Annotated in this window: 21 protein-coding genes; 15 read left to right on the top strand and 6 right to left on the bottom strand. The window is 50.9% G+C overall.

Annotated elements, in window-relative coordinates:
- The first annotated feature begins 579 nt into the window (after positions 1-579).
- Both FCL47_RS01500 and FCL47_RS01495 read left to right on the top strand, forming a co-directional pair.
- Positions 580-2,193 carry an AAA family ATPase gene (locus FCL47_RS01500; protein ID WP_240744094.1) on the top strand — a complete coding sequence of 538 codons (1,614 nt, stop codon included), beginning with the start codon at positions 580-582 and terminating at the stop codon, positions 2,191-2,193.
- A gap of 160 nt (positions 2,194-2,353) precedes the next feature.
- Positions 2,354-3,193, top strand: coding sequence for a rubredoxin-like domain-containing protein (locus FCL47_RS01495; protein ID WP_136811685.1), 840 nt, complete (start codon positions 2,354-2,356; stop codon positions 3,191-3,193).
- A 56-nt stretch (positions 3,194-3,249) separates the two neighbouring features.
- On the opposite strand, the gene FCL47_RS01490 is transcribed toward FCL47_RS01495, so the two are convergent.
- Positions 3,250-3,921, bottom strand: a complete 672-nt coding sequence (locus FCL47_RS01490; RefSeq protein WP_136811684.1) for a CBS and ACT domain-containing protein — start codon at positions 3,919-3,921, stop codon at positions 3,250-3,252.
- A gap of 412 nt (positions 3,922-4,333) precedes the next feature.
- Here FCL47_RS01490 and iorA point away from each other — a divergent pair, with 412 nt between their 5' ends.
- From iorA to FCL47_RS01445, 9 genes are all read left to right on the top strand, one after another.
- Positions 4,334-6,115, top strand: coding sequence for an indolepyruvate ferredoxin oxidoreductase subunit alpha (iorA, locus tag FCL47_RS01485; RefSeq protein ID WP_136812143.1), 1,782 nt, complete (start codon positions 4,334-4,336; stop codon positions 6,113-6,115).
- Complete coding sequence (locus tag FCL47_RS01480) at positions 6,115-6,696, top strand: indolepyruvate oxidoreductase subunit beta (protein WP_136811683.1); 582 nt, start codon at positions 6,115-6,117, stop codon at positions 6,694-6,696. Before iorA ends, FCL47_RS01480 begins: the two co-directional genes overlap by 1 nt.
- Positions 6,697-6,710: 14 nt before the next feature.
- Positions 6,711-8,021: a phenylacetate--CoA ligase family protein gene (locus tag FCL47_RS01475; protein WP_136811682.1), complete on the top strand. Its 1,311-nt coding sequence runs from the start codon at positions 6,711-6,713 to the stop codon at positions 8,019-8,021.
- A gap of 11 nt (positions 8,022-8,032) precedes the next feature.
- A complete protein-coding gene (locus tag FCL47_RS01470) occupies positions 8,033-8,464 on the top strand; it encodes an ACT domain-containing protein (RefSeq protein ID WP_136811681.1) in 432 nt (143 codons plus the stop codon).
- 133 nt (positions 8,465-8,597) lie between these two features.
- Positions 8,598-9,896, top strand: coding sequence for a phenylacetate--CoA ligase family protein (locus FCL47_RS01465; RefSeq protein WP_136811680.1), 1,299 nt, complete (start codon positions 8,598-8,600; stop codon positions 9,894-9,896).
- 31 nt (positions 9,897-9,927) lie between these two features.
- Entirely contained in the window at positions 9,928-10,557 is a 630-nt protein-coding gene (locus FCL47_RS01460; protein ID WP_136811679.1) for a LysE family translocator, read from the top strand.
- Positions 10,558-10,850: 293 nt separating this feature from the next.
- Positions 10,851-11,393, top strand: a complete 543-nt coding sequence (locus FCL47_RS01455) for a chalcone isomerase family protein (RefSeq protein WP_167496319.1) — start codon at positions 10,851-10,853, stop codon at positions 11,391-11,393.
- Between the two features lie 239 nt (positions 11,394-11,632).
- Entirely contained in the window at positions 11,633-11,995 is a 363-nt protein-coding gene (locus FCL47_RS01450) for an AraC family ligand binding domain-containing protein (RefSeq protein ID WP_136811677.1), read from the top strand.
- Positions 11,996-12,045: 50 nt separating this feature from the next.
- On the top strand, positions 12,046-12,588 hold the full coding sequence (locus FCL47_RS01445) for a cysteine hydrolase family protein (RefSeq protein WP_136811676.1): 543 nt from the start codon (positions 12,046-12,048) through the stop codon (positions 12,586-12,588).
- A gap of 74 nt (positions 12,589-12,662) precedes the next feature.
- On the opposite strand, the gene FCL47_RS01440 is transcribed toward FCL47_RS01445, so the two are convergent.
- From FCL47_RS01440 to FCL47_RS01425, 4 genes are all read right to left on the bottom strand, one after another.
- Positions 12,663-13,076 carry a gamma-glutamylcyclotransferase family protein gene (locus FCL47_RS01440; RefSeq protein ID WP_255580638.1) on the bottom strand — a complete coding sequence of 138 codons (414 nt, stop codon included), beginning with the start codon at positions 13,074-13,076 and terminating at the stop codon, positions 12,663-12,665.
- A gap of 201 nt (positions 13,077-13,277) precedes the next feature.
- Positions 13,278-13,706, bottom strand: a complete 429-nt coding sequence (locus tag FCL47_RS01435; RefSeq protein ID WP_136811674.1) for a universal stress protein — start codon at positions 13,704-13,706, stop codon at positions 13,278-13,280.
- Positions 13,707-13,770: 64 nt separating this feature from the next.
- A complete protein-coding gene (locus FCL47_RS01430) occupies positions 13,771-15,057 on the bottom strand; it encodes a TRAP transporter large permease (protein WP_136811673.1) in 1,287 nt (428 codons plus the stop codon).
- On the bottom strand, positions 15,057-15,569 hold the full coding sequence (locus FCL47_RS01425) for a TRAP transporter small permease (protein ID WP_136811672.1): 513 nt from the start codon (positions 15,567-15,569) through the stop codon (positions 15,057-15,059). The genes FCL47_RS01430 and FCL47_RS01425 overlap by 1 nt, the downstream gene beginning before the upstream one ends.
- 308 nt (positions 15,570-15,877) lie before the next feature.
- Here FCL47_RS01425 and FCL47_RS01420 point away from each other — a divergent pair, with 308 nt between their 5' ends.
- The 4 genes from FCL47_RS01420 to FCL47_RS01405 all read left to right on the top strand — a co-directional run bounded on the left by FCL47_RS01420 (position 15,878) and on the right by FCL47_RS01405 (position 19,720).
- On the top strand, positions 15,878-16,282 hold the full coding sequence (locus tag FCL47_RS01420; protein ID WP_136811671.1) for a thioesterase family protein: 405 nt from the start codon (positions 15,878-15,880) through the stop codon (positions 16,280-16,282).
- A 307-nt stretch (positions 16,283-16,589) separates the two neighbouring features.
- On the top strand, positions 16,590-18,764 hold the full coding sequence (locus FCL47_RS01415) for an adenosylcobalamin-dependent ribonucleoside-diphosphate reductase (protein ID WP_136811670.1): 2,175 nt from the start codon (positions 16,590-16,592) through the stop codon (positions 18,762-18,764).
- Between the two features lie 27 nt (positions 18,765-18,791).
- Entirely contained in the window at positions 18,792-19,301 is a 510-nt protein-coding gene (locus FCL47_RS01410; protein WP_136811669.1) for an SEC-C metal-binding domain-containing protein, read from the top strand.
- 11 nt (positions 19,302-19,312) lie between these two features.
- The gene (locus FCL47_RS01405) at positions 19,313-19,720 is read left to right on the top strand and encodes a VanZ family protein (RefSeq protein WP_136811668.1); all 408 of its coding nucleotides are present in this window, start codon (positions 19,313-19,315) and stop codon (positions 19,718-19,720) included.
- 12 nt (positions 19,721-19,732) lie between these two features.
- Here the strand turns inward: FCL47_RS01405 and hemB are convergent, their stop codons facing one another.
- The gene (hemB, locus tag FCL47_RS01400) at positions 19,733-20,713 is read right to left on the bottom strand and encodes a porphobilinogen synthase (protein ID WP_136811667.1); all 981 of its coding nucleotides are present in this window, start codon (positions 20,711-20,713) and stop codon (positions 19,733-19,735) included.
- Positions 20,714-20,747 lie beyond the last annotated feature (34 nt).

Below are 20,747 nucleotides of genomic sequence, written 5' to 3'. Positions count from 1 at the left end.
GGCGATTACATTCGGGCAATAACGATAACAGCAATCCGTCAATTTCCGGTCTTGTAGTGTCATGTACCACACCAGTTACGATGCCATTGAAAAAGCAGATTGTCACGCTCTCTTGGCAGGATAACCGAAAAACACACTTTCCAACATCGGATTTCGTGTTCGTTAATCAGGAAAAATATTGTGCACGATGCATGAACTGGATATGGTAAACTCGACAAAATCAGTGACATCCTCCTGATCATCCTGTTATTGTTATGCAAGGTGTGATACGGCCGGCGATGCTGCTTCATCGACCGAATTCTAGCATATACGACCTCGGCAGACGGGCAGAGAGCCGGGATTCTGCGTGCCCCATCGAGGGGTGCTCAGTTCAGCCCCCGTGCTGTGCGGGGGGTTAGTACCTGTAGAGAAATTGTTTTCTTGCCCAAAGGACAAGTAAACAATCGGTAAAGTAAGAAGGTGAGGCATTATGCGCCTCTCGACCCCAAACCATTACCTGGAATCTTTCAGCGAACTATGTATACAGCATATTATCATTTAATAATGAAGCCCTTTCAGATTTCCTCGGACTCATATTTTATGTGGCTTGGGGAAAAACATAAAGAGGCTTTAGCTACCCTGCGATACGGCATCCTTGATAACAAAGGCTTCCTGCTTTTGACCGGTGATGTGGGGACCGGTAAGACAACTCTGATTAATGCTTTGATCGGGAGTTTATCAAAAGACGTAATCTATGCCTCGGTACCGGATCCGAGTCTGGATAAAATGGATTTCTTCAATTATATCGCGGCCGCGTTCGATCTTGGTAGCGAGTTTGAAAGTAAGGGGAAATTTTTGTCGAGCTTTACCAGGTTCCTGCATAAAGCCTATGATAATAACCAGAAGGTGCTGCTTATAATTGACGAGTCCCAGCTTTTGACGCAGGAACTGCTCGAAGAGGTGCGGCTCCTGTCCAACATTGTCACCAAAGACAGTAACCCGCTGCTCAATATTTTCTTTGTCGGACAGTATGAATTCAATGAGCTGATACGGCGTCCGGAGAACAGGGCAATCGCCCAGCGGCTGACCTTAAATTACTATATTGAGCCGTTGACAGTTGAAGAAACCGGCGAATATATCCGCCACCGGTTGAAAATGGCCGGGACGGCGGCAGAACTTTTTGACAAATCCGCCATCAAGGAAATCTTTGCCTCTTCCCAGGGCTTTCCTCGAAAAATCAATATCCTCTGCGATCACTGTTTAATGAGCGGATATGCCGAAGAACAGCTGGTTATAACTGGCTCCATCGTCAAGGAATCGGCCAGGGAACTGCAGATACCCGATCACCGCAGAGGGCAGAGTGAGGATGTTCAAAGCATCGCCCAGCCGCCAGCCGCCCCGGCGTCGGGAGTCGCCGCGCAGCCTGCAAAGACAATGAAACTGTCTTTGTCCTGGCCGGTGCTTGCACTTCTGTTGCTGATTGTCCTCCTGCTGTCCGGCAGCTATTATTTCATGTATTATACCAACGAAAGATTTAAGGAAGCCACCGCCCATTTTACCGCCATTCAGGAACAAAACAGCGGGCCTGTCGCTGCCTCATCCGGAGCAGGGATGCTTCCGGAAACAAAGGCAAAGCCAATTCCATCAGTGAGTAGCACCGGTGCCGGTTCATCTGTTGCCCCGGCAACTTCGTCGCCGGAAAAATCTATCAAGCCGGCGCAAAATGTAAACCCGGCTGAGCCAGCCGCTGCGGGGCCCGGTAAAAACGTTGCCGATTCCGCCCCGACCGATCAGCTCAAGGTTCAACCGGTAATCCTTGCCGAAAGTATGAGTACAGCGGGCAGCAAAGACCAGGCCCAGAGCCCTGCATTACCTAAAGAAGCCCTGGTAATACGTTTTAAATACGATTCGAATCTGTTCAGCGTGGCCGATATTGAAAGGATGAAGGCGTTCGCCAACGTGGTGAAGCAGCATCCGGAAGCGACCATCAACATCTACGGTTATACGGATTCGAGCGGCGACCAGGACTATAATAAAAAGCTTTCCGAGTTCAGGGCTAATATGGTGAAAAGCTTTCTTATGGGGCAGAATCTGTCTCCCGAAAAATTAAACACACAGGGATTTGGCAACAGCAATCCGGTTGACAGCAATGATACGGAAGCAGGCCGTACCATGAATAGAAGGGTTGAAATCAGCGCGGTGGTGTCAGAGTAGCGGTTGAGCTTGAAATGATGGGGGCGTGCATAATCTGCCCTTGATCTTCCCGTCGATTTCCCTTAAAAAGAGAGACGTTTAACAGCAGATTTTCCATTAAAGGCTGCCTCGAACAGGATGACTTTTGTTCAGAGCGGCCTGAACCTTAGAGGTAGAGCATATGAATAGCTGGGAGTGCGGTGTCTGTGGGTATGTTCACAAAGAAGAGAAACCACCGGAAAAGTGCCCTGTGTGCGAGGCTCCGGAAAAGATGTTCAAGAACTTGAACCAGGAACAGAAGACTGTCGACAAGCCGGATACTGCCGCCGTCCAGGAGAATAAACCGGAGCCTGCTGCCGTCCAGGAAAAAATCGTTGAAAAAAGATGGCGGTGCACCGTCTGCGGTTATATCCACACCGGAGTGGAACCCCCGGAAAAATGCCCCGTTTGTGATGCCCCGAAAAAAATGTTCGTTGAGATCGATGCGGACGGCAAGGCCCTGACCGAGGTTAAAGCTGAAGAAATAGACTCTGCCATGGCGTCTGGCGCAGGCAAAGGGCAGAAACAGTCACTCTCTCTCTTTGAAAAATTTGCCAACTTCTCTTTGAAGCATCACCTGCATCCGATCTCTGTCCATTTCCCCAACGGAATGATACCGGCCGTTGTGGTGTTTCTCGGCCTGTCCGTCTATTTCAACATTCTTCCGCTGGAAACTGCCGCCTACTATAACCTGATATTTGTATTGGTTACACTGCCCCTTGTTCTGCTGACCGGCTTTATCGAATGGCAGAAACGCTATAAAGGGATAAAATCAGCAATCTTTATCACAAAGATCACCTGCAGTCTGATTGTGCTGGCCCTGCTCAGCGTGCTGGTGTTCTGGCGTCTCATCGACCCGCAGGTTGTGGCTGCAGGTTCGCCGTCCAGATTTATTTATCTCGGACTTTCCGCAGGGTTGCTGGCGGTGGCAGGTATTGCTGGTTTTCTTGGCGGCAAGCTGCTCTTTGGCAGAAGGGGTTGATTATTCTGGTTCCCATGCACTGCATGGGAACCAGAATCAATGGGAACCTGTTTCGGTCAAGCGGGTAAGAAAGGTGTAATATCCTTTTCGTATTTGCTTTTTACCTTAAATCCTTTTGTTGTCAGGGCAGAAATCGCCTTGTCGCCATCCTGACTGGTAACCCGCATCACTATCTGGGTTATCCCCTCTAATTTCGATTCGGGCCAGCAAAAAAGACTCTGCAGATTGACGCCTGCGTCTTTTAAACAGGCAGTGACCTCGGCGAGCTTACCGATGCTGTCCCGGACAAAGACGCTGAGGCGTATGCTGTCGTCGCTGATGCCTATAGCCTGCAGCAGAACCCCCATGACATCGGTGCTGGTGATGATGCCGGCGAGTTCGTCATCCTCCATTACCGGCAGCGCACTGATACGATTCTGCTGCATGATGAGCGCGGCCCGTTCGATGGTGGTATTGGTTGCCACCGTAACCACTGTCTTGATCATGACCATGGACACCAGAACCTTATCCAGCAGGTAGTTGAGTTCGTGGGTGGACAGCGAGGTCGCCGGGGAGGCCCAGTATTGTTTCAGATCCCGGTCGGAAACGATGCCCACCAGCTTCTTCTTGTCGTTGACGACCAGGAGGTGATCTATCCGTTTTTCCTGGATTAGTTTTTTTGCCTCCACGAGAGTGGTTTGTGGCGATACGGTGATAAGGTCGGTGTGCATGATTCTGCCGATATACATAGGAGTCTCCCTGAGAAGGTTGTAAAACTTTTTTTGCATGCATATAAAATGAACTGCAAGGTGATTTTTTGTCTATTATACGGTAGTTACCGAAGTTGTCAAAGTAAAGAAAAACAAGAGTTCACCGATCCATCCCGAGCTGTCAGGCAATTTTTTGTCAATGGTTTGACGGGGCGGGGTGCAACCGCTCTTTCGGCAGACAAAAAAAACCTTGCCTGCACAGAGAGTTTCAGGGTAGTTTGCTCAGTCATTCTATAGTAAAGAAGGTCCCTCTCAGGGAAGGTGCAAGGCCCAAAACGCTTAAGCTATACTTGCTGTTTATGATGAAATTGTAAAAAGTTGAAGTGAGCTTCAGAGACGGCTAGATAAATCAGGAGAAATTGTGACAATAATAAATGAGAATACCCTTTGGATGTCCGGCAATGAGGCCATTGCCCTTGGCGTCTATGAGGCCGGCGTGAAGGTTGCCTCCGGCTATCCCGGAACTCCTTCGACGGAGATCATGGAAAACCTCTCAAAATATCCGGGAGTGTATACCGAATGGGCACCCAATGAAAAGGTTGGTCTGGAAGTTGCCATCGGCGCCTCTTTTGCCGGGGCCAGGGCTCTTGCCACCATGAAGCATGTCGGCGTCAATGTGGCGGCCGATCCTCTTTTTACCGCCTCCTATACCGGTGTCTGCGGGGGGCTGGTGCTGGTCACCGCCGATGACCCGGAAATGCATTCTTCCCAGAACGAACAGGATAATCGAAATTACGCCTTTGCTGCCAAGCTGCCGATGCTTGAGCCGTCCGATCCGAGTGAAGCCAAGGAGATGGTCAAGCTGGCCTTTGATCTCAGCGAAGATCTCGATAGTCCGGTGATGCTGCGTATCACCACCCGGGTGGCACATGTCAAGGGGGTGGTGAGTAAAGGAGAGATGAATACCTCCCATCCTGCCTGCGGTATCAACAAAATCCCCGGTAAACTGGTGATGCTGCCGGCTATCGCCCGCAAGCGCCGGGTTGTGGTCGAAGAGCGGATGGCAAAATGTCGCGAGCTGGCGGAAACCGCCGACTATAACCGGATAGAAGAAGGGGACACGAAAAGGGGGTTTATTACCGCCGGAGTCTCGTATCTCTATGTCAAAGAGGCTTTCCCGCAAGCCGCTGTGTTAAAGCTCGGCATGTGCTGGCCGCTGCCGGAAAAAAAGATTCGCCAGTTTGCCGCAATGGTTGATGAACTCTATATCGTGGAGGAACTCGACCCCTTCCTCGAAACACATATCAAGGCCATGGGCATTGCCTGTCACGGCAAGGACTGTATTCCCAACCAGGGAGAGTTGAACACGGCTATTGTCCGCCAGGGGATCACGCCCGGATCGGGGCCGGAACTGTTTGCCCCGGTTGAGCTGCCCAACCGGCCGCCGAATATGTGTGCCGGTTGTCCGCATCGCGGGATTTTCTTTAACCTCTCAAGGATGAAGGTCTTTGTCTCCGGTGATATCGGCTGTTATACCTTAGGTTTTCTACCGCCGCTGTCGGCCATGGATTCGTGTGTCTGTATGGGTGCTTCGGTGCCGATTGCGCACGGAATGGCCAAGGCACTGGGCGAGGATGGCTATAATCAGGTCGTTTCGGTTATCGGCGATTCCACTTTCATTCATTCCGGCATTACCGGCCTGATCAACACGGTCTACAACAACTCCGCTTCAACGCTGATTATACTCGACAATCGCATTACCGCCATGACCGGGCAGCAGCAGAACCCGGCCACCGGCTACAACATCCGCGGCGAGGCGGCAAGTTCAATTGATCTGGCAGCCCTGTGCCGGGCGGTCGGGGTAAAACATGTCTACAAGGTCAATCCCCATGACGTGGTTGAAACACGGAAAGTCTTAAAGGAAGCAGTGGAACTGAAAGAACCCTCGGTGGTCATCTCCGAGGCACCCTGCGTGCTGCTGCCGGAGATGAAAGAGCGCAAACCGGTGTCCTATTTTACCAACCAGGAAAACTGTGTCGGCTGTATGTCCTGTATCCGTCTTGGTTGTCCGGCCATCAGTTGGACTCCTTTTGCGGAAGGGGAGGCGGAGCAGCGCGGCTATCGAAAAAACCAGAAAGGCATATCCAAGATCGATGAGATCCTCTGTAATGACTGCGGTCAGTGCGCATCGCTCTGTAAATTCAACGCTATCACCAGAGGAGAGGGGAAATAATGCAAGAGACGGGAAATATCCTCTTTTCAGGGGTCGGCGGCCAGGGCATCCTGCTCGCCAGTGAGATAACGGTCTACGCTCTTTTGTCGGCAGGATACGATGCCAAAAAAAGTGAAGTACACGGTATGGCCCAGCGCGGCGGCTCGGTTACTGCCCAGTTGCGCTACGGCAAAAAAGTCTATTCGCCGCTCATTGAACCGGGCTGTGCCGATATTCAGATGGCCTTTGAGATGATGGAGGCGGTGCGGTATCTGCCTTTCCTACATAAAGGCAGCAAGGTGATTGTCAATACCCAGAAGATTCTGCCGCCCTCGGTTGCCACCGGTCTGGCGGAGTATCCCAAGGATGTGCTGCGCCATCTCACCGAGCGGGATATCGTCGTGGTGCCGGTCGATGCTTTTGATATCGCCCGGGAGGTCGGAGAGATAAAGACGGCCAATGTGGTTATGGTCGGCGCACTCTCTACGTTTTTACCGATCGATCCGGCCATTTATGAGGAAGTTATCCGTACCCGGGTGCCGGAACGGTTCAGGGACGTGAATCTGCAGGCCTTTGCTGCTGGCCGAAAAGTCAGTCAATAAACAAGGTGATAGCTATGTCGGAAATATACTGGGAAGAAGAGATTGAGACATTGCCCCGGGTAGGGCTGGAATCCATTCAGTTGCGCCGCTTAAAACATCTGGTCGCCCGGGTCTATCGGACGGTAGAACCCTATCGGCGCAAGATGGATGCCATTGGACTGAAGCCGGAGCATATTCAAAGCCTGGCTGATCTGTCCAAGCTGCCCTTCACCGTGAAAAATGATCTCCGGGATAACTATCCGTTCGGCCTTTTCACCGTGCCGCTTGACGAGGTGGTGCGGGTCCATGCCTCCTCCGGCACCACCGGCAAATCAACTGTGGTCGGCTATACCGCCAATGATATTAAGACCTGGTCCGGGGTTATGGCCCGGGCACTCTGCTGCGCCGGGGCCACTAAAGGCGATATGATCCATAACGCCTATGGTTATGGCCTTTTCACCGGCGGACTTGGCGCCCATTACGGCATCGAGCGGCTGGGGGCCACTGTGATTCCGGCATCCGGCGGCAACTCCAAGCGGCAGATCATGATCATGAAGGATTTTGGTTCCACCGTGCTGCTGTCCACTCCTTCCTATGCCCTCAATCTGGCTGAGGCCATGGACAGCATGGATATCGATCCGAAGTCTCTGTCCTTGCGGGTGGGGATTTTCGGCGCGGAACCCTGGAGCGAAAATATGCGCGAGGAGGTCGAGCGCAAGTTAAACCTCAAGGCAACCGATATCTACGGACTCTCCGAGGTGATGGGACCGGGCGTTGCCCAGGAATGTCTGCACACGACCCGGGGGATGCATATTTTTGAGGATCACTTCCTGCCGGAGATCATTGATCCGGATACTGGCGAGGTGCTGCCGCCGGGTGAAAGAGGGGAGCTGGTCTTCACTACTCTGACAAAAGAGGCTTTTCCGATCATTCGCTATCGGACCAGAGATATCTCCAGGCTGTTCTACGAGCCCTGTGCCTGCGGCCGGACCCTCGTGCGTATGGAAAAAGTGACCGGCCGTACCGATGATATGCTCATTATCCGCGGGGTGAATGTCTTTCCATCCCAGGTCGAGAATGTGTTGATGAGCGTCGACGGCGTTGAACCCCATTACCAGATTGTCGTCAACAGGGAAGGAAATCTCGATACCATGCAGGTGCAGGTCGAGGTCAGTGAAGGGGTGTTCTCCGATGAAATAAGGGTGCTTGAAAATCTGACCAAACACATCCAGGGAGAAATAAAAGATCTGCTCGGGGTGACCTGTAAGGTGAAACTGGTGGAACCGAAGACCATCCAGCGCAGTGAAGGAAAGGCGCAGCGGGTTATCGATAACCGTAAAATTTGAGGGAGGTTGCTATGCTGGTAGAACAAATTGCCGTATTTCTGGAAAATAAATCAGGTCGACTAGCGGAGATCACTGCTGTTCTGGCGGACAACAACATTAATATCCGGGCGCTATCCGTGGCTGATACCGCTGATTTCGGTATCTTGCGCCTGATTGTTGATAATGTCGAAAAGGCCAAATCGGTATTGAAAGAAAACGGCTTTACGGTTGGCAAGACCACGGTTATCGCCGTCGAGGTGGAGGATAAAACCGGCGGGTTGGCCAGGGTGCTGCAAATTATCCACGCTGCCAACATCAACGTTGAGTACATGTATGCCTTTGTCAATAAAACCGGTGAGAATGCGGTGCTGATCTTTCGCTTTGAAAAGATGGATGAGGCGATTGCCGCGCTGAAAGAAAAAGGCGTTACCATTCTCAGTAGAGAACAGATCTGCGCTCTTTAGTGACTTAGAAATAAATTATACCCCTCTAGGGGGTACGGAACAGAGTCCCGCAAAGCTTTTTGGCGGGTTGATTGCCTTATAAACGGTTTATGCTCAACGGGAATCCCCCCTCATCTGAACGATAAAAATTTGTATGTACTGGCAAAAAGAACAAGAATGTCTGCCCCGGCCCGATCTTGCAAAACTGCAGCTTGAACGGTTGAAAAACGTCCTGAAAAAGGTCGCAACCAACGTGCCGTTTTACAGGAATAAATTTACCGAACTTGGGCTTGATCCGGAAAAGCTCACCTCGCTTGAGGAGCTGCAACAGTATCCCTTTACCTTAAAGCAGGATCTTCGCGACAATTACCCCTACGGTCTTTTTGCCGTGCCGCTGCGTGATGTCGTCCGGGTGCATTCCTCTTCAGGAACCACCGGGATGGCGACGGTGGTCGGCTACAGCAAAAACGATATCAATACCTGGTCGGATCTGGTGGCCCGGATTCTTTGTGGTGCCGGGGTTACCCCCGATGATGTTATCCAGATAGCCTTTGGCTACGGCCTTTTCACCGGCGGATTTGGCCTGCATTACGGGGCGGAGAGACTCGGTGCCTCAGTGATCCCGATCTCTTCAGGGAACACCAAAAGGCAGATCCAGATCATGCAGGATTTCAAGACCACCGCGCTGGTCTGCACTCCGTCCTATGCCCTGAAGATGGCCGATGTGATGATGGATATGGGGGTTAATCCCAACGGTTTGTCGCTGCGCTACGGTCTGTTCGGTGCCGAACCATGGTCCGAAGCCATGCGGGTTGAAATAAACGAACGGTTGGGGATAAAGGCCACCGATAACTATGGGTTATCCGAGGTTATGGGGCCTGGTGTTGCCGGAGAGTGTGAAGAGTGCAACGGCCTGCATGTCAACGAAGATCACTTCCTCGTCGAAGTCCTCGATCCCAAAAGCCTTGAACCGGTCGCGCCGGGTGAGGTCGGCGAGCTGGTGCTCACGACGCTGACCAAGGAGGCTTTTCCGGTGATCCGCTACCGAACCCGCGATCTGACCCGGCTGATCCCCGAACCCTGTCCCTGCGGTCGAACCTTTGTGCGGATGAGCAGGATGATGGGCCGTTCCGACGATATGCTCATCATAAAAGGCGTCAATGTCTTTCCGACCCAGATTGAGGCGGTTCTCTTTGAGATTGAAGGTACCGAGCCGCACTATCGATTGATTGTCGAAAGAGAAAATAATGAGGATCGGATGACGGTCATGGTCGAGGTCGTCGAGTCAATTTTCTTCGATGAGATGAAAAAACAGCGGGCCCTGGTAGAGAACATAAAAAAACGCCTCGCCTCCGAGCTCGGTATCGGGGTGGCGGTTAAGCTTGTTGAGGAACGATCCCTGGAGCGATTTAACGGCAAAGGCGACCGGGTAATCGATAAGCGTCAACTGTAATGGCACGCTGAATACTGCCGGGAGAACACCTGTGGATATAGTTCATGGCTTACTGGTGCTGGCAGTGGTGCACACCCTGGCGGCAGCGTCCCCCGGGCCGGATTTTGTGTTTGTATCGCAGCAGACCCTGGCCAACGGCAAGCGCACCGGCCTGTTGTGCAGTCTGGGAATTGCCCTCGGGCTCTCCGTGCATATCGCCTACTCGGCCTTCGGACTCGCGGCGGTTGTTGCCCACTCCGCCGAGCTGCTCTGGTGGGTCAGGATTGTCGGCGGCAGCTACCTGATATATCTGGGCATGAAGGGATTGCGGGCTAAGGCATCGGCCGGCCAGAGAATCGAGGGTATACAACGCCCGCAGCAGTCAACTCTTCGTACAATTGGGGCAGGATTCCTGTGTAATGCCTTGAACCCCAAAGCACCCATTTACTTTCTGTCGCTTTTCACCCTGGTCCTTGCTCCTGATATGCCCCTGTATCAGATTGCTATTTTCGGTTTATGGATCATGTTCCTCCAGTTATGCTGGTTCTCGTTTGTCGTGTTCATCCTCTCCATCCCCTCGGTAAACTGCCGCTTTCAAAGAGCAGGGCATTGGATTGACCGGTTGCTTGGCGGGGCCATGATCCTGCTGGGCATCAAGGTGCTGATGAGTAAGACCAGCTAATGTCCCGTTTCATCTGTTCTGGAGCTGCAGAAAAATATTTATCACACTATTTTTTACAGGTGGTGTGACTGAACAGAGTCTGCCGAACTCTCGTCGATAATTTTCCCCTCCTGTTGCAGTACCCCTCGTCCTCACGAATTTTCATGCACGACCCCCCTGCCGTTAATGATAGGTTATGCTATTGATTTACTCCATTTGATCGCTTATTGAAATGGCCCCTTCAGGTACATATCGTTTCACCTGTTATACCGAAAGACATGCAATATTTGCAGGCGATCTGCGGAGGATGGAAAATGAAATTGTATCTTTTGAGTCTCTTTGTTGTACTGATGTTTACGGCAGGATCTGGTCTGGCCAGTCAGACGAGTATACAATCGGGGTTGAAACCAATAGGCAGCGGCGAAATACGATATATGGGCATAATTAAGGTGTATGATGCGAGCTTGTCGGCCAGTCGGGAAGGAACAGGGGATCAGATCCTTGATAAGGATATATCCAAATGTCTCAATCTTCACTATGCGGTATCTCTCACCAGGGACAAATTTATTCGTGGCGCGGAAATGGTTCTGCAGCGTCAGCACAGCAAAGAGGCGCTACAGTCGGTTCAGCAGCATATTGAGGTCCTGCATGCGAAATACAGGGATGTTCAGGAAGGTGACAGCTACTCTCTCTGCTACGATGCCCCCAGCAGAACTACAACCCTTTCTCTGAACAGTGAAAAACTGGTCAGCATAGCGTCAGTTGATTTTGCCAGATTGTACTTTGGAATCTGGCTGGGAGCTGATGCTCCTATTGATAAAAATCTGCGGAGCGATCTGCTCGCAACCAATCGGTAGAGCATACGAAAATGAGATCCGCCAGAAAAATAACGCACAAGATCTCCGCCGGACTGAACACTTCTGTCTTTGAGGATTGAAAAGTATTTTTGTTTATTTCAATACAATTGTTGTCAGGCAAATAACAAAATGCAGAGAACTGCAGCACAATGATGTTGGAGTGTGTATATATTATCAGTTGATTGAAGGTGGTCTGAGGGTGGCACAAAGCAATTGCCCTCTAAAAATAAGGAGAGCTCATGGCCAAATTTATAGATCAGCCGATAGTGATTGAAGCAGCAGGTAATAAACCGAAAATAATAGAAGAATATATTGGCACGGTAAATTCCGATACAGCAGAGGTCAGTCTTGCCCGGATGAAGAGTCCTGCAGGGTGGCTTGAGCCCGGGCAGACCCCGGAGTTTTCCGAGTACAGCGTGGTTCTGCGGGGTATGTTGCAGGTAAAGACAGCGAATCGGATTTATGAAGTGCGGGCTGGTCAAGCTATTATTGTTGAAGCGGGAGAGTGGGTACAGTACAGCACTCCTGCAGAAGACGGCGCTGAATATATCGCAGTGTGTCTTCCTGCGTTCACCGCCGCTCTTGTGCATAGGGACAAATGAGGATGGCAGTTCTATTCGGCGGCATGGAAAACCAAAAAATGGAGTAAGGTATGAAACGGGCGCTGCTTGTCGTTGATATGCAAAATGATTATTTCCCCGGCGGAAGAATGGAGCTTGTCGGCATTGAGGATGCTGCTGAAATTGTCGTGCAGCTGTTAAGCGGGTTTCGTGAACGGGGTCTGCCTGTATTTCACATCCAGCATATTGCCCAGAATCCAGGCGCAACGTTTTTTCTGCCTGACACAGATGGCGTGAATATCCATCGGTCAGTCGCCCCGCAGGCCGGGGAGCCGGTTGTCACGAAACATTTCCCCAACAGTTTTAGAGAAACGACCTTGCTCGCCGACCTGCAGCGTAATGGTATTCAGGAGCTGGTTGTGTGCGGGGCCATGAGTCATATGTGCATTGACTCTACCGTGCGTGCCGGCTTTGATCAAGGTCTTAGTTGTATTGTCGTTGCCGACGGGTGCGCTACCCGCAACCTCAGTTATGGCGATCAACTCATAGATGCAGCCCAGGTACAGGGAGCCTATATGGCTGCCCTTGCCGCGGTGTTCGCGAAAGTTACCGACCTGTCCGGGCTGCAGTGGTAGCTTTTTGACAGACTGCAAATACTGGTTCTGCCTGGTTTGGTCTATCCCCGGCAACCGGGGGTCAGGAGCAGGCACTAAATCTCTTGAAAGCCAAAGTAGGACTCTTCGAACTTTTCCTTGCCGACGGCCAGGAATTCGCTGAAACTCCATTCCTTGTCGGTTAACAGGCCTCTGTACTGCGGTTTGATTATATAGGTCATTGCTGTGACTGAGTCATGCGTATCGTTTATAACTTCCACTTCCTGCCGTTGGTACATCTCACCTTCAAAAATGTCCAGTCGTTCCAGCGCTTCAGCTGAAATATCGAAGTAGAGGACACCCGGAACCATTGCTCCCTGTTGCGGGATAATCCCGGGATATTCTCTGCCTGCTATTTTTGAACGAAAAAAATTATAAAGGCTGGCCTGGGTGAAACCGGTCTTACAGCCGGCAACCCGGTACATGATGTCACTGCACATCAGTGACCCGTAAGTGAACAGATGGATCATGGTAAGGTAATTGTATGAATTTTTTGTTGTGACCACTCACTGGTGTGGGATGTGGAAAGAAAATAAGTGTTATGCCAGCGATCCCCTGACGGGGATAGTTCGTTTACGACAGACAGTCAATCCCCTGACGGGGATAGTTCGTTTACGAGAATAATTTTCTTGTGGAATGCCAGGAAAATTATTCTCTAACTCACTAACCCCCTAGAACAGCAATACCGGGCATTTCACATTATGTAAAACATGATTGGCCACGGAACCGAACAGTACGTCACGTATTTCTCCTCCACCTTCATGGCGGCCAATAACCAGTAATTGAAAATCCTGCACATTTGCCGTATGGGTGATTATGTCCCTGGGTTCGCCGAACTCAAGCATAAGTTCATTCGTGAAACCGGCCTTCTGCAATTTCTTATCGGTTTGTTCCAGAAGAGTTCTGCCTGCTCTGGTGGCGTTTTCTTTTACCATGTCCACCTGAAAAACGGGGATCATCCGATAAGCCAGTTGGGTACTGTTGATCACATAAAGCAGGGTCAGTTTTTTAGGAAAGCGGTCCTGCAGTTCAATGATCTTGTCAATGGTTCTTTTCGCCGTAGGTGAGTCGTTGATCGGCACTAATATTTTCGGTGTCATGTCACCCTCCCCGTTGAGGTTGTAAGCAGTCTCTCATCATCAGTAAGCCCTTCCCTGGAGTATGTCAACCATACACAAAGCGGGGAAGCAGTAAAACGAGATCAGGCCAGAAGGTAAGGACAAAAAGAATGGCGATCTGGATGATCAGAAAAGGCAGAACAGCGCGGGTGACATAGACTATATCCCGGTCAACGGTTGCGCCGGAAATGTAGAGGCTGACCCCCAGCGGCGGGGTACAGTAGCCGATGCCGAGATTGATGGTCATAATGAGCCCGAAGTGCATGGAGTTGATGCCGAATTTTGACAGGAGGGGCAAAAAGATAGGGGTGAGAATAAGGGTCGCGGAGATGATATCCATAAACATGCCGATAAACAGCAGCAGGATGTTTACCGCGAGCAGAAATATCCAGGGTGATGCGATATTATTGACGACTACCGTGGCAATTTTTCCGGGAATCTGCTCAAAGGTTAAATATTCGCCAAATACCGAGGCGCCGGCGACGATAATCAATAGCGTTGCCGAGGTGACCGCGGAAGAGACCACTACTCGTTTGACATCGTGCAGTTTCATGTCCCGATGCAGAACTATTTCAACAAAAAAAGCATAAAAGCAGGCAACAACGGCTGCTTCATTGGCAGTAAAAAGACCCGAATAGATGCCGCCAAAGATGATCACCGGCAGCAGCAGTGCCCAGATGCTCTCTTTGAGGACGGCGATAACTTCGTGCAATGAAGGTTTCGGCCGCTGCTGCATACCCATTTTTTTGCAGACAAAATAGGCGTACAGGCTCATTGCCACCATGATAATGACGCCGGGAATAAAACCGGTCAGGAAAAGTGCCTCGAGCTGGTCATTGCTGACCATGGCATAGAGGATCATGGAGATGGATGGGGGAATCACGACGCCGAGGATAGGTGCGGTGGTCATCAGGCCGACGGAGAACCGTTCCTCGTAGCCGTTGTCGATGAGAGCCGGGATCATGAACCCGCCGATGGCTACAACGGTGGCAACGGTTGAGCCGGAGATGGCCCCGAAAAAACCGCAGGCGAGGATACCGGCCATAGCCAGTCCTCCCGGCAGAAAGCCGACCAGCACATTGGCCGTTTTAATCAGTTTTTCGACGATCGACCCGGTGGTCATGATATTGCCACAGAGGACAAAAAACATCACCACTACCAGGGCGAACTTGTCCATACTGCGATAGAGCACCTCTACGACAATCTGCGGGTCAATACCCACCAGATAAACGAGACCGATGGTGCCGGTAAAGAAAAGGCACATGAACACCGGTACAGTCGATGCCAGACACCCGAGCAGCAGAGCAAATATAAGCAGGTAACTGTTGTGCATTACTTATTACCCCCGGTAATCTCTGCTGTCCCGGTCCAGTCTTCCCAGATGACGATAAGGGTCCGCAAAAACATCATACATCCCATGACAGGCAACACCGCGTAGAAAAAATATTCAGGAATCTGGAGGGTTGCCGATTGGGCATACTGATCCTGGTATTGCATGAGAGTCATTTTCGTCCCGAGGTAAATCATCACCCCGGAAAAGACGAGCACCATGCAATGGGAAAAGAAGTTGAGCGGTTTTTTCAAAATCGGCAACATTTGCGGCAGTGCGTCAATACGAATGAGTGAACGGCTGCGGACCGCCGCAACACAACCGATATACGTCGAGAAATAGATGACCTTGCGTACCACTTCATCTGACCAGTAAAGATTCATGTCGTTGGTAGCCTTGCGCAGAATTACATTGGCCATGGCCGTGAACAGCGCGACACAGACCGCGATAAAGAGCGACCAATCTTCGATTTGCAGCATAACCCTGTCGATGGCTCTGAATGTTTTTGTCAACATATCCAATAATTAATTAAAAGTGACAGTAAAGTTAATTTTCTACCAGAAGTATCTCGTAAAGCTTAACAAAGTTGGGGGGTTAGTTTGAATTCCCAGCAGAGCGTAAACCACCTGTGGCGCGATTGCAAGCATCATGTATTATTTATTATGCGCAGTTAATCAGGCAAGATGCCTGGCAAGATGATTCTTTCTCCAGTTTTGCTGGACTCGTCGATCGGCTTTACATTCTGCGTGCTGCACGGTAAATAAAAGTGTGCAGCAGAAAGTGTGGATCCCGATATCAATTATTTTTACAAGGAGGACATTGTATGGAAAAGGGTGCTAAAGGAGAACTGGTCTACTTTGTCAAACAGTCTGATCTGGCCAGTGAGGTTGCGGTGGGGCCTGAGGATGCATTTCCGGAGGTGCTGGCCACCTCGAAAATGATCGGCTTGATGGAGGTCTCCGCTGCCCGGCTGCTGAAACCGTTGTTGAAACCTGGAGAACTCTCGGTTGGTGTTGGTATTGATATTAAACATTTTGCGCCAACTCCGGTGAAAGAAGAGATCAGGGTTGTTGCAACATTTACTGAGCTTGACGGGAAATTGTATCTCTTTGAAGTGGAAGTTTTTGATCGAGCGGGCAAAGTGGCCAGCGGAAAACATAGCCGGGCTGTTGTCGACAAGAGTCGCCTGATGGAAGGGGCGCGGGCGCGAATGGCCAAGGCTGGGTGAGACAGATTCGGTAGACGGCAGACATCGCCGTGACTGTTCAAAAAAAGAAACTACGCACCATTTTTTTCTTGAAAAAAATAATTTCCTGTGAAGCCCCCGATATTGGGTGTCTCTTGGTAAAAGATACCATATGTTGTAGATTGGTCTTGAGCCCGCCATAAATGTGGTGTATAAAAGCCTGTGCAAATATATGTGAATTTGGCCCGAAAAGTGGATTGTCATACCCTTTTTTGGACGCTGAATTGAGCACATTTCTCACAGACAAGAGACCCCAGATCGTAAAATTATCCAACTGAAAGAGGGCTGCATGACACCTGACTTAACCAAACAGGTTTTGACGAGTACTGCGGAAACGGTACTTGCAAGACGGTATTATCTGAAAGATTCAAACGGCAACCCCATCGAGACATGGGAAGCTTTGACCCGTCGCGTTGCCAACGCGGTGGCGGATGTCGATAAAGATCAAAAACATCATAAACAGCTGCAGGAAGAATTTTTTGATATGATTTACCGGCTCGACTTCCTGCCAAATTCCCCCTGTCTGATGAATGCCGGGACGGACCTGGGGCAGCTTTCTGCCTGTTTTGTCCTGCCGGTTGACGATTCCATGGATGGCATCTTTACCGCTATTCGCAACGGTGCGCTGGTGCATAAAACAGGCGGAGGTACCGGCTATTCCTTTTCCCGTCTCCGTTCAAAAAATGCGTCGGTACGTTCAACCCAGGGAGTGGCTTCAGGTCCTCTGTCCTTTGCCGCCGTATTTGATGCGGCCACTGAAACCATCAAGCAGGGCGGTAAAAGACGTGGTGCCAATATGGGGGTATTGCGAATCGATCATCCGGATATTATGGAGTTTATCACTGCCAAACAAGATCAGAACAGCTTTAATAATTTTAACTTCAGTGTCGCAATCACTGATGTTTTTATGCAGGCGGTGGAAGATGATGCCGATTACGACCTGATTGAGCCGTCTACCCGTCAGGTGGTCAAGCAGCTTAATGCCAGAAAGGTCTATGAAAAGATTGTCGATCTCGCCTGGCATAATGGCGAACCGGGAGTCCTCTTTATCGATTCCGCCAACAGGGATAACATGACTCCGCAGCTGGGTGATTTCGAGGCGACTAACCCCTGTGGCGAGCAGTGGCTCCTGCCTTATGAGAGCTGCAATCTCGGCTCGGTGAATCTGGCAAATTTTGTTGTTAAAGGCAAGATTGACTATAAAAGGCTGAAGCAGATCGTCCGTTCGGCCACGGTCTTTCTTGATAATGTTATTGATTGCAACCGCTTTCCGATTCCTGAAATCAAAGAGATGACCCTGAAGACCAGGAAAATCGGTCTGGGAATAATGGGGCTGCACGATATGCTCATCCAGCTGGAAATTCCCTATGGCAGCGACAAGGGCAGGGAAATAGCCGGCGAGGTAATGCGTTTTATCCGGGATGCTGCGGAAGAGCGTTCGATTGAAATCGCTCAGCAAAAGGGACCGTTTCCTGCGTATGATAGTGCGGTCAATGCCTATAAACCCAGGAGGAACGCGGCGCTTACCTCTATTCAGCCGACTGGAACCGTATCAATGATCGCTGATTGCGCTTCCGGCTGTGAACCTTACTTTTCCATTGTTATGGTAAAGCATGTGATGGACGGCGACCGGTTGATCATGGTCAACCGGTATTTTGAGCAGGTCGCCCGGCGGGAGGGTTTTTATTCGGCGGAACTGATGAGCAAGGTGGCCGACAGCGGCACGGTCATGGGGCATGACGAAATCCCGGTGAAGTGGCAGGAAATATTCTGCACGGCCCAGGATATCAAGCCGGAAGATCATATCAGAATGCAGGGAGTGCTCCAGAAAAGCGGGGTGGACAGCTCCATTTCGAAAACCATCAACCTGCCCAACAACGCCACCCGCGAAGAGGTGAAACTGGCCTATATCAGTGGCTATAAACTTGGCTGTAAAGGCCTCACCGTGTATCGTGACGGTTCCAGAGACCATCAGGTGCTCAACACCAAGGAAGGCTCGGAAAAGGATCAGCAAACGGCAGTCGTCTCTGAACGGGGACCGGTCAAACAGAATCTGCCGGATACCCTTGATGCCAAAAGATATCGGGTGAAGGATCAGTATCAGAAGTCAGTCTATATTATCGTTTGTTTTGACGAAAACGAAAAACCGATGGAGGTTTTCGCCAAATTCCCGTTCGACAATCGCGTCGATCTGAAAGATAAATCGACGATGTGGACAACCACCTGTCGCCTGGTCTCCCTGGCGTTACGCTTTAATGTACCGATGGATGAAATCATTAAACAGCTTGATCGGTCAAGCGGCCATATGCAGGATCTGCCTGCCCAACTAAGCAAGCTGTTCAAGTCTTTCCTGGCCGGTACGCAGCAGGGCTTTTCCTCGGAGTGTCCGGAATGTGGTGGACCGCTTCGCTTTGAAGAGGGCTGCGAAACCTGTCATGATTGTGGTTATAGTAAATGTTCATAAAAACAAAAATATATTTTGGGGGTCTTTATGGCGAAAATCGGCAGAAATGAGCAATGCCCCTGCCAGAGTGGGAAAAAATATAAATACTGTTGCGCCCTGAAAGAACAGGGCGTACAGCCCCGGCTGACTCCCGAACAGGCGTTGAGAATCACTCTGATGGGTGCGGTGCAGGCGATCCAGCAGGACGCCCTGCGGCATCGGAAAAAGTTCCGGGAACTCGGAGTCTTTTTCTTTTTCTCAACGGCCAAAGGAGACGCCTGGGTCATGGAAATGACCGACTGCGACTGTGTTCAGGTGGCCAAAAACGGCGAACCGCTGGAAGCGCCCATCGACGAGAATTCGGAGACCATCGAAATTAACTGGAGTCATACCTTTGTCGTGCACAACAAAGAGGTGCAGATAACCGCCTATGCCGATAAGCGTGTTGCTACATTGGACGATGCCCCCGCACGGGAGCTGGCTGCCGCTATAAAGCAGATCCGCCGCAAGTTCAGTAAAGAGCAGCTTGAAAAAGTCCATTTGCCGGTTCCGGAATAGTCAGGCGACCGATGGACGGAAAAGCTGCTGCAGCTCTGCGAATGGTTCCCGCGATTTTTACCATGGGAACCATTTTTTATCTCTCACATCAGACGGGGGATCGTCTGCCGCTGCCTGCCCTGCCCGGTCTGGATAAGCTGGCCCATCTTGCTGCCTATGGACTCTTGGCGGCCACGGTGCTTTTTGCCGTCAGTGCCAGACAGAAAAGCACCAGGCCCCTCCGGGTGATTATCCTGACCGTTTGTTTTTGCCTGCTCTACGGGATTTCTGATGAATTTCATCAGTCCTTTATTCCCGGCAGAACCGCCAGCGTCTTTGATCTTATGGCCGATGGCGGTGGTGCGGTAGTGGTCTGTGGCCTTTGGAGAAAATGGCGGCTTAGAATAGCATCATCGACTGCATTTCTCCAAGGTCATTGAGTACACTGCAGCCTATCGCCTGCTTTGCAGGATTCTGGCCATATCTTTGGCAAAGTAGGTGATAATAATATCGGCACCTGCCCGCTTTATAGACAGCAATGTCTCTTCCATCACCCGGTCGCCGTCGATCCAGCCCTTTTCCGCGGCGGCCTTGATCATGGCATACTCGCCGCTGACATGGTAGGCGGCGATAGGTAAGTCGAATTCGTCGCGCAGCCGGGAGATGATGTCGAGATAGGCGACCGCCGGTTTTACCATAATGATGTCGGCCCCCTCATCCACATCGAGCGTCGCTTCCCGCAATGCTTCCCGGCTGTTTGCCGGGTCCATCTGATAACTTCTCCGGTCGCCGAACTGCGGTGCACAGTCTGCGGCATCTCGAAAGGGACCATAAAACGCCGACGCATATTTCACCGCGTAGGACATAATCGGCACACTTTCGAAGTTGTTCTCGTCAAGCACTGCGCGAATTTCAGCTACCCGGCCGTCCATCATGTCCGAGGGTGCGACCATATCGGCGCCTGCCTGGGCGTGGGACAGAGCTGTTTTGGCCAGAATTTCCAGGGTGGCGTCATTGTCCACATCATTGTCGATAAGACAGCCGCAATGGCCATGATCGGTGTATTCACAGAGGCAGACGTCGGTAATGACCAGCAGTTCGGGGACCTTGTTTTTCAGCTCTTTGATGGCCGTCTGGATGATGCCGTTTTTGGCGTGAGCTCCGGACCCGACCGCGTCCTTTTTTTCCGGTAAACCAAAAAGAATCACCGAATTGACGCCCAGTTGCAGGCACTCTCTTGCTTCTGTCTCGAGCATGTCAACGGACAGTCGGAACACGCCGGGCATAGAAGAAATTTCTTCTCTTTTTTTCTTGCCGGGCATGACGAACAAGGGATAGATAAATTGGTCGGCGGTGAGTTGCGTTTCTCTGATCAGGCTGCGAAAGGCCTGGTTCCGGCGAAGTCGTCTGGGTCTGTATTCTGGAAAAACCATGTGTTCCTCTAATGTGGATGAGTGACTTGGAAAT

This window comes from Desulfopila sp. IMCC35006 (genome assembly GCF_005116645.1).
Lineage (GTDB): Bacteria > Desulfobacterota > Desulfobulbia > Desulfobulbales > Desulfocapsaceae > Desulforhopalus_A.
The sequence above is the reverse complement of the archived record's forward strand: the minus strand, read 5'-3'. Positions and strand labels throughout refer to the sequence as shown.

Coding starts and splice junctions, on each gene's coding strand:
- FCL47_RS01500 (WP_240744094.1), top strand. CDS start 580: ATGTGGCTTGGGGAAAAACATAAAGAGGCTTTAGCTACCCTGCGATAC.
- FCL47_RS01495 (WP_136811685.1), top strand. CDS start 2,354: ATGAATAGCTGGGAGTGCGGTGTCTGTGGGTATGTTCACAAAGAAGAG.
- FCL47_RS01490 (WP_136811684.1), bottom strand. CDS start 3,921: ATGTATATCGGCAGAATCATGCACACCGACCTTATCACCGTATCGCCA.
- iorA (WP_136812143.1), top strand. CDS start 4,334: ATGTCCGGCAATGAGGCCATTGCCCTTGGCGTCTATGAGGCCGGCGTG.
- FCL47_RS01480 (WP_136811683.1), top strand. CDS start 6,115: ATGCAAGAGACGGGAAATATCCTCTTTTCAGGGGTCGGCGGCCAGGGC.
- FCL47_RS01475 (WP_136811682.1), top strand. CDS start 6,711: ATGTCGGAAATATACTGGGAAGAAGAGATTGAGACATTGCCCCGGGTA.
- FCL47_RS01470 (WP_136811681.1), top strand. CDS start 8,033: ATGCTGGTAGAACAAATTGCCGTATTTCTGGAAAATAAATCAGGTCGA.
- FCL47_RS01465 (WP_136811680.1), top strand. CDS start 8,598: ATGTACTGGCAAAAAGAACAAGAATGTCTGCCCCGGCCCGATCTTGCA.
- FCL47_RS01455 (WP_167496319.1), top strand. CDS start 10,851: ATGAAATTGTATCTTTTGAGTCTCTTTGTTGTACTGATGTTTACGGCA.
- FCL47_RS01450 (WP_136811677.1), top strand. CDS start 11,633: ATGGCCAAATTTATAGATCAGCCGATAGTGATTGAAGCAGCAGGTAAT.
- FCL47_RS01445 (WP_136811676.1), top strand. CDS start 12,046: ATGAAACGGGCGCTGCTTGTCGTTGATATGCAAAATGATTATTTCCCC.
- FCL47_RS01440 (WP_255580638.1), bottom strand. CDS start 13,076: ATGATCCATCTGTTCACTTACGGGTCACTGATGTGCAGTGACATCATG.
- FCL47_RS01435 (WP_136811674.1), bottom strand. CDS start 13,706: ATGACACCGAAAATATTAGTGCCGATCAACGACTCACCTACGGCGAAA.
- FCL47_RS01430 (WP_136811673.1), bottom strand. CDS start 15,057: ATGCACAACAGTTACCTGCTTATATTTGCTCTGCTGCTCGGGTGTCTG.
- FCL47_RS01425 (WP_136811672.1), bottom strand. CDS start 15,569: ATGTTGACAAAAACATTCAGAGCCATCGACAGGGTTATGCTGCAAATC.
- FCL47_RS01420 (WP_136811671.1), top strand. CDS start 15,878: ATGGAAAAGGGTGCTAAAGGAGAACTGGTCTACTTTGTCAAACAGTCT.
- FCL47_RS01415 (WP_136811670.1), top strand. CDS start 16,590: ATGACACCTGACTTAACCAAACAGGTTTTGACGAGTACTGCGGAAACG.
- FCL47_RS01410 (WP_136811669.1), top strand. CDS start 18,792: ATGGCGAAAATCGGCAGAAATGAGCAATGCCCCTGCCAGAGTGGGAAA.
- FCL47_RS01405 (WP_136811668.1), top strand. CDS start 19,313: ATGGACGGAAAAGCTGCTGCAGCTCTGCGAATGGTTCCCGCGATTTTT.
- hemB (WP_136811667.1), bottom strand. CDS start 20,713: ATGGTTTTTCCAGAATACAGACCCAGACGACTTCGCCGGAACCAGGCC.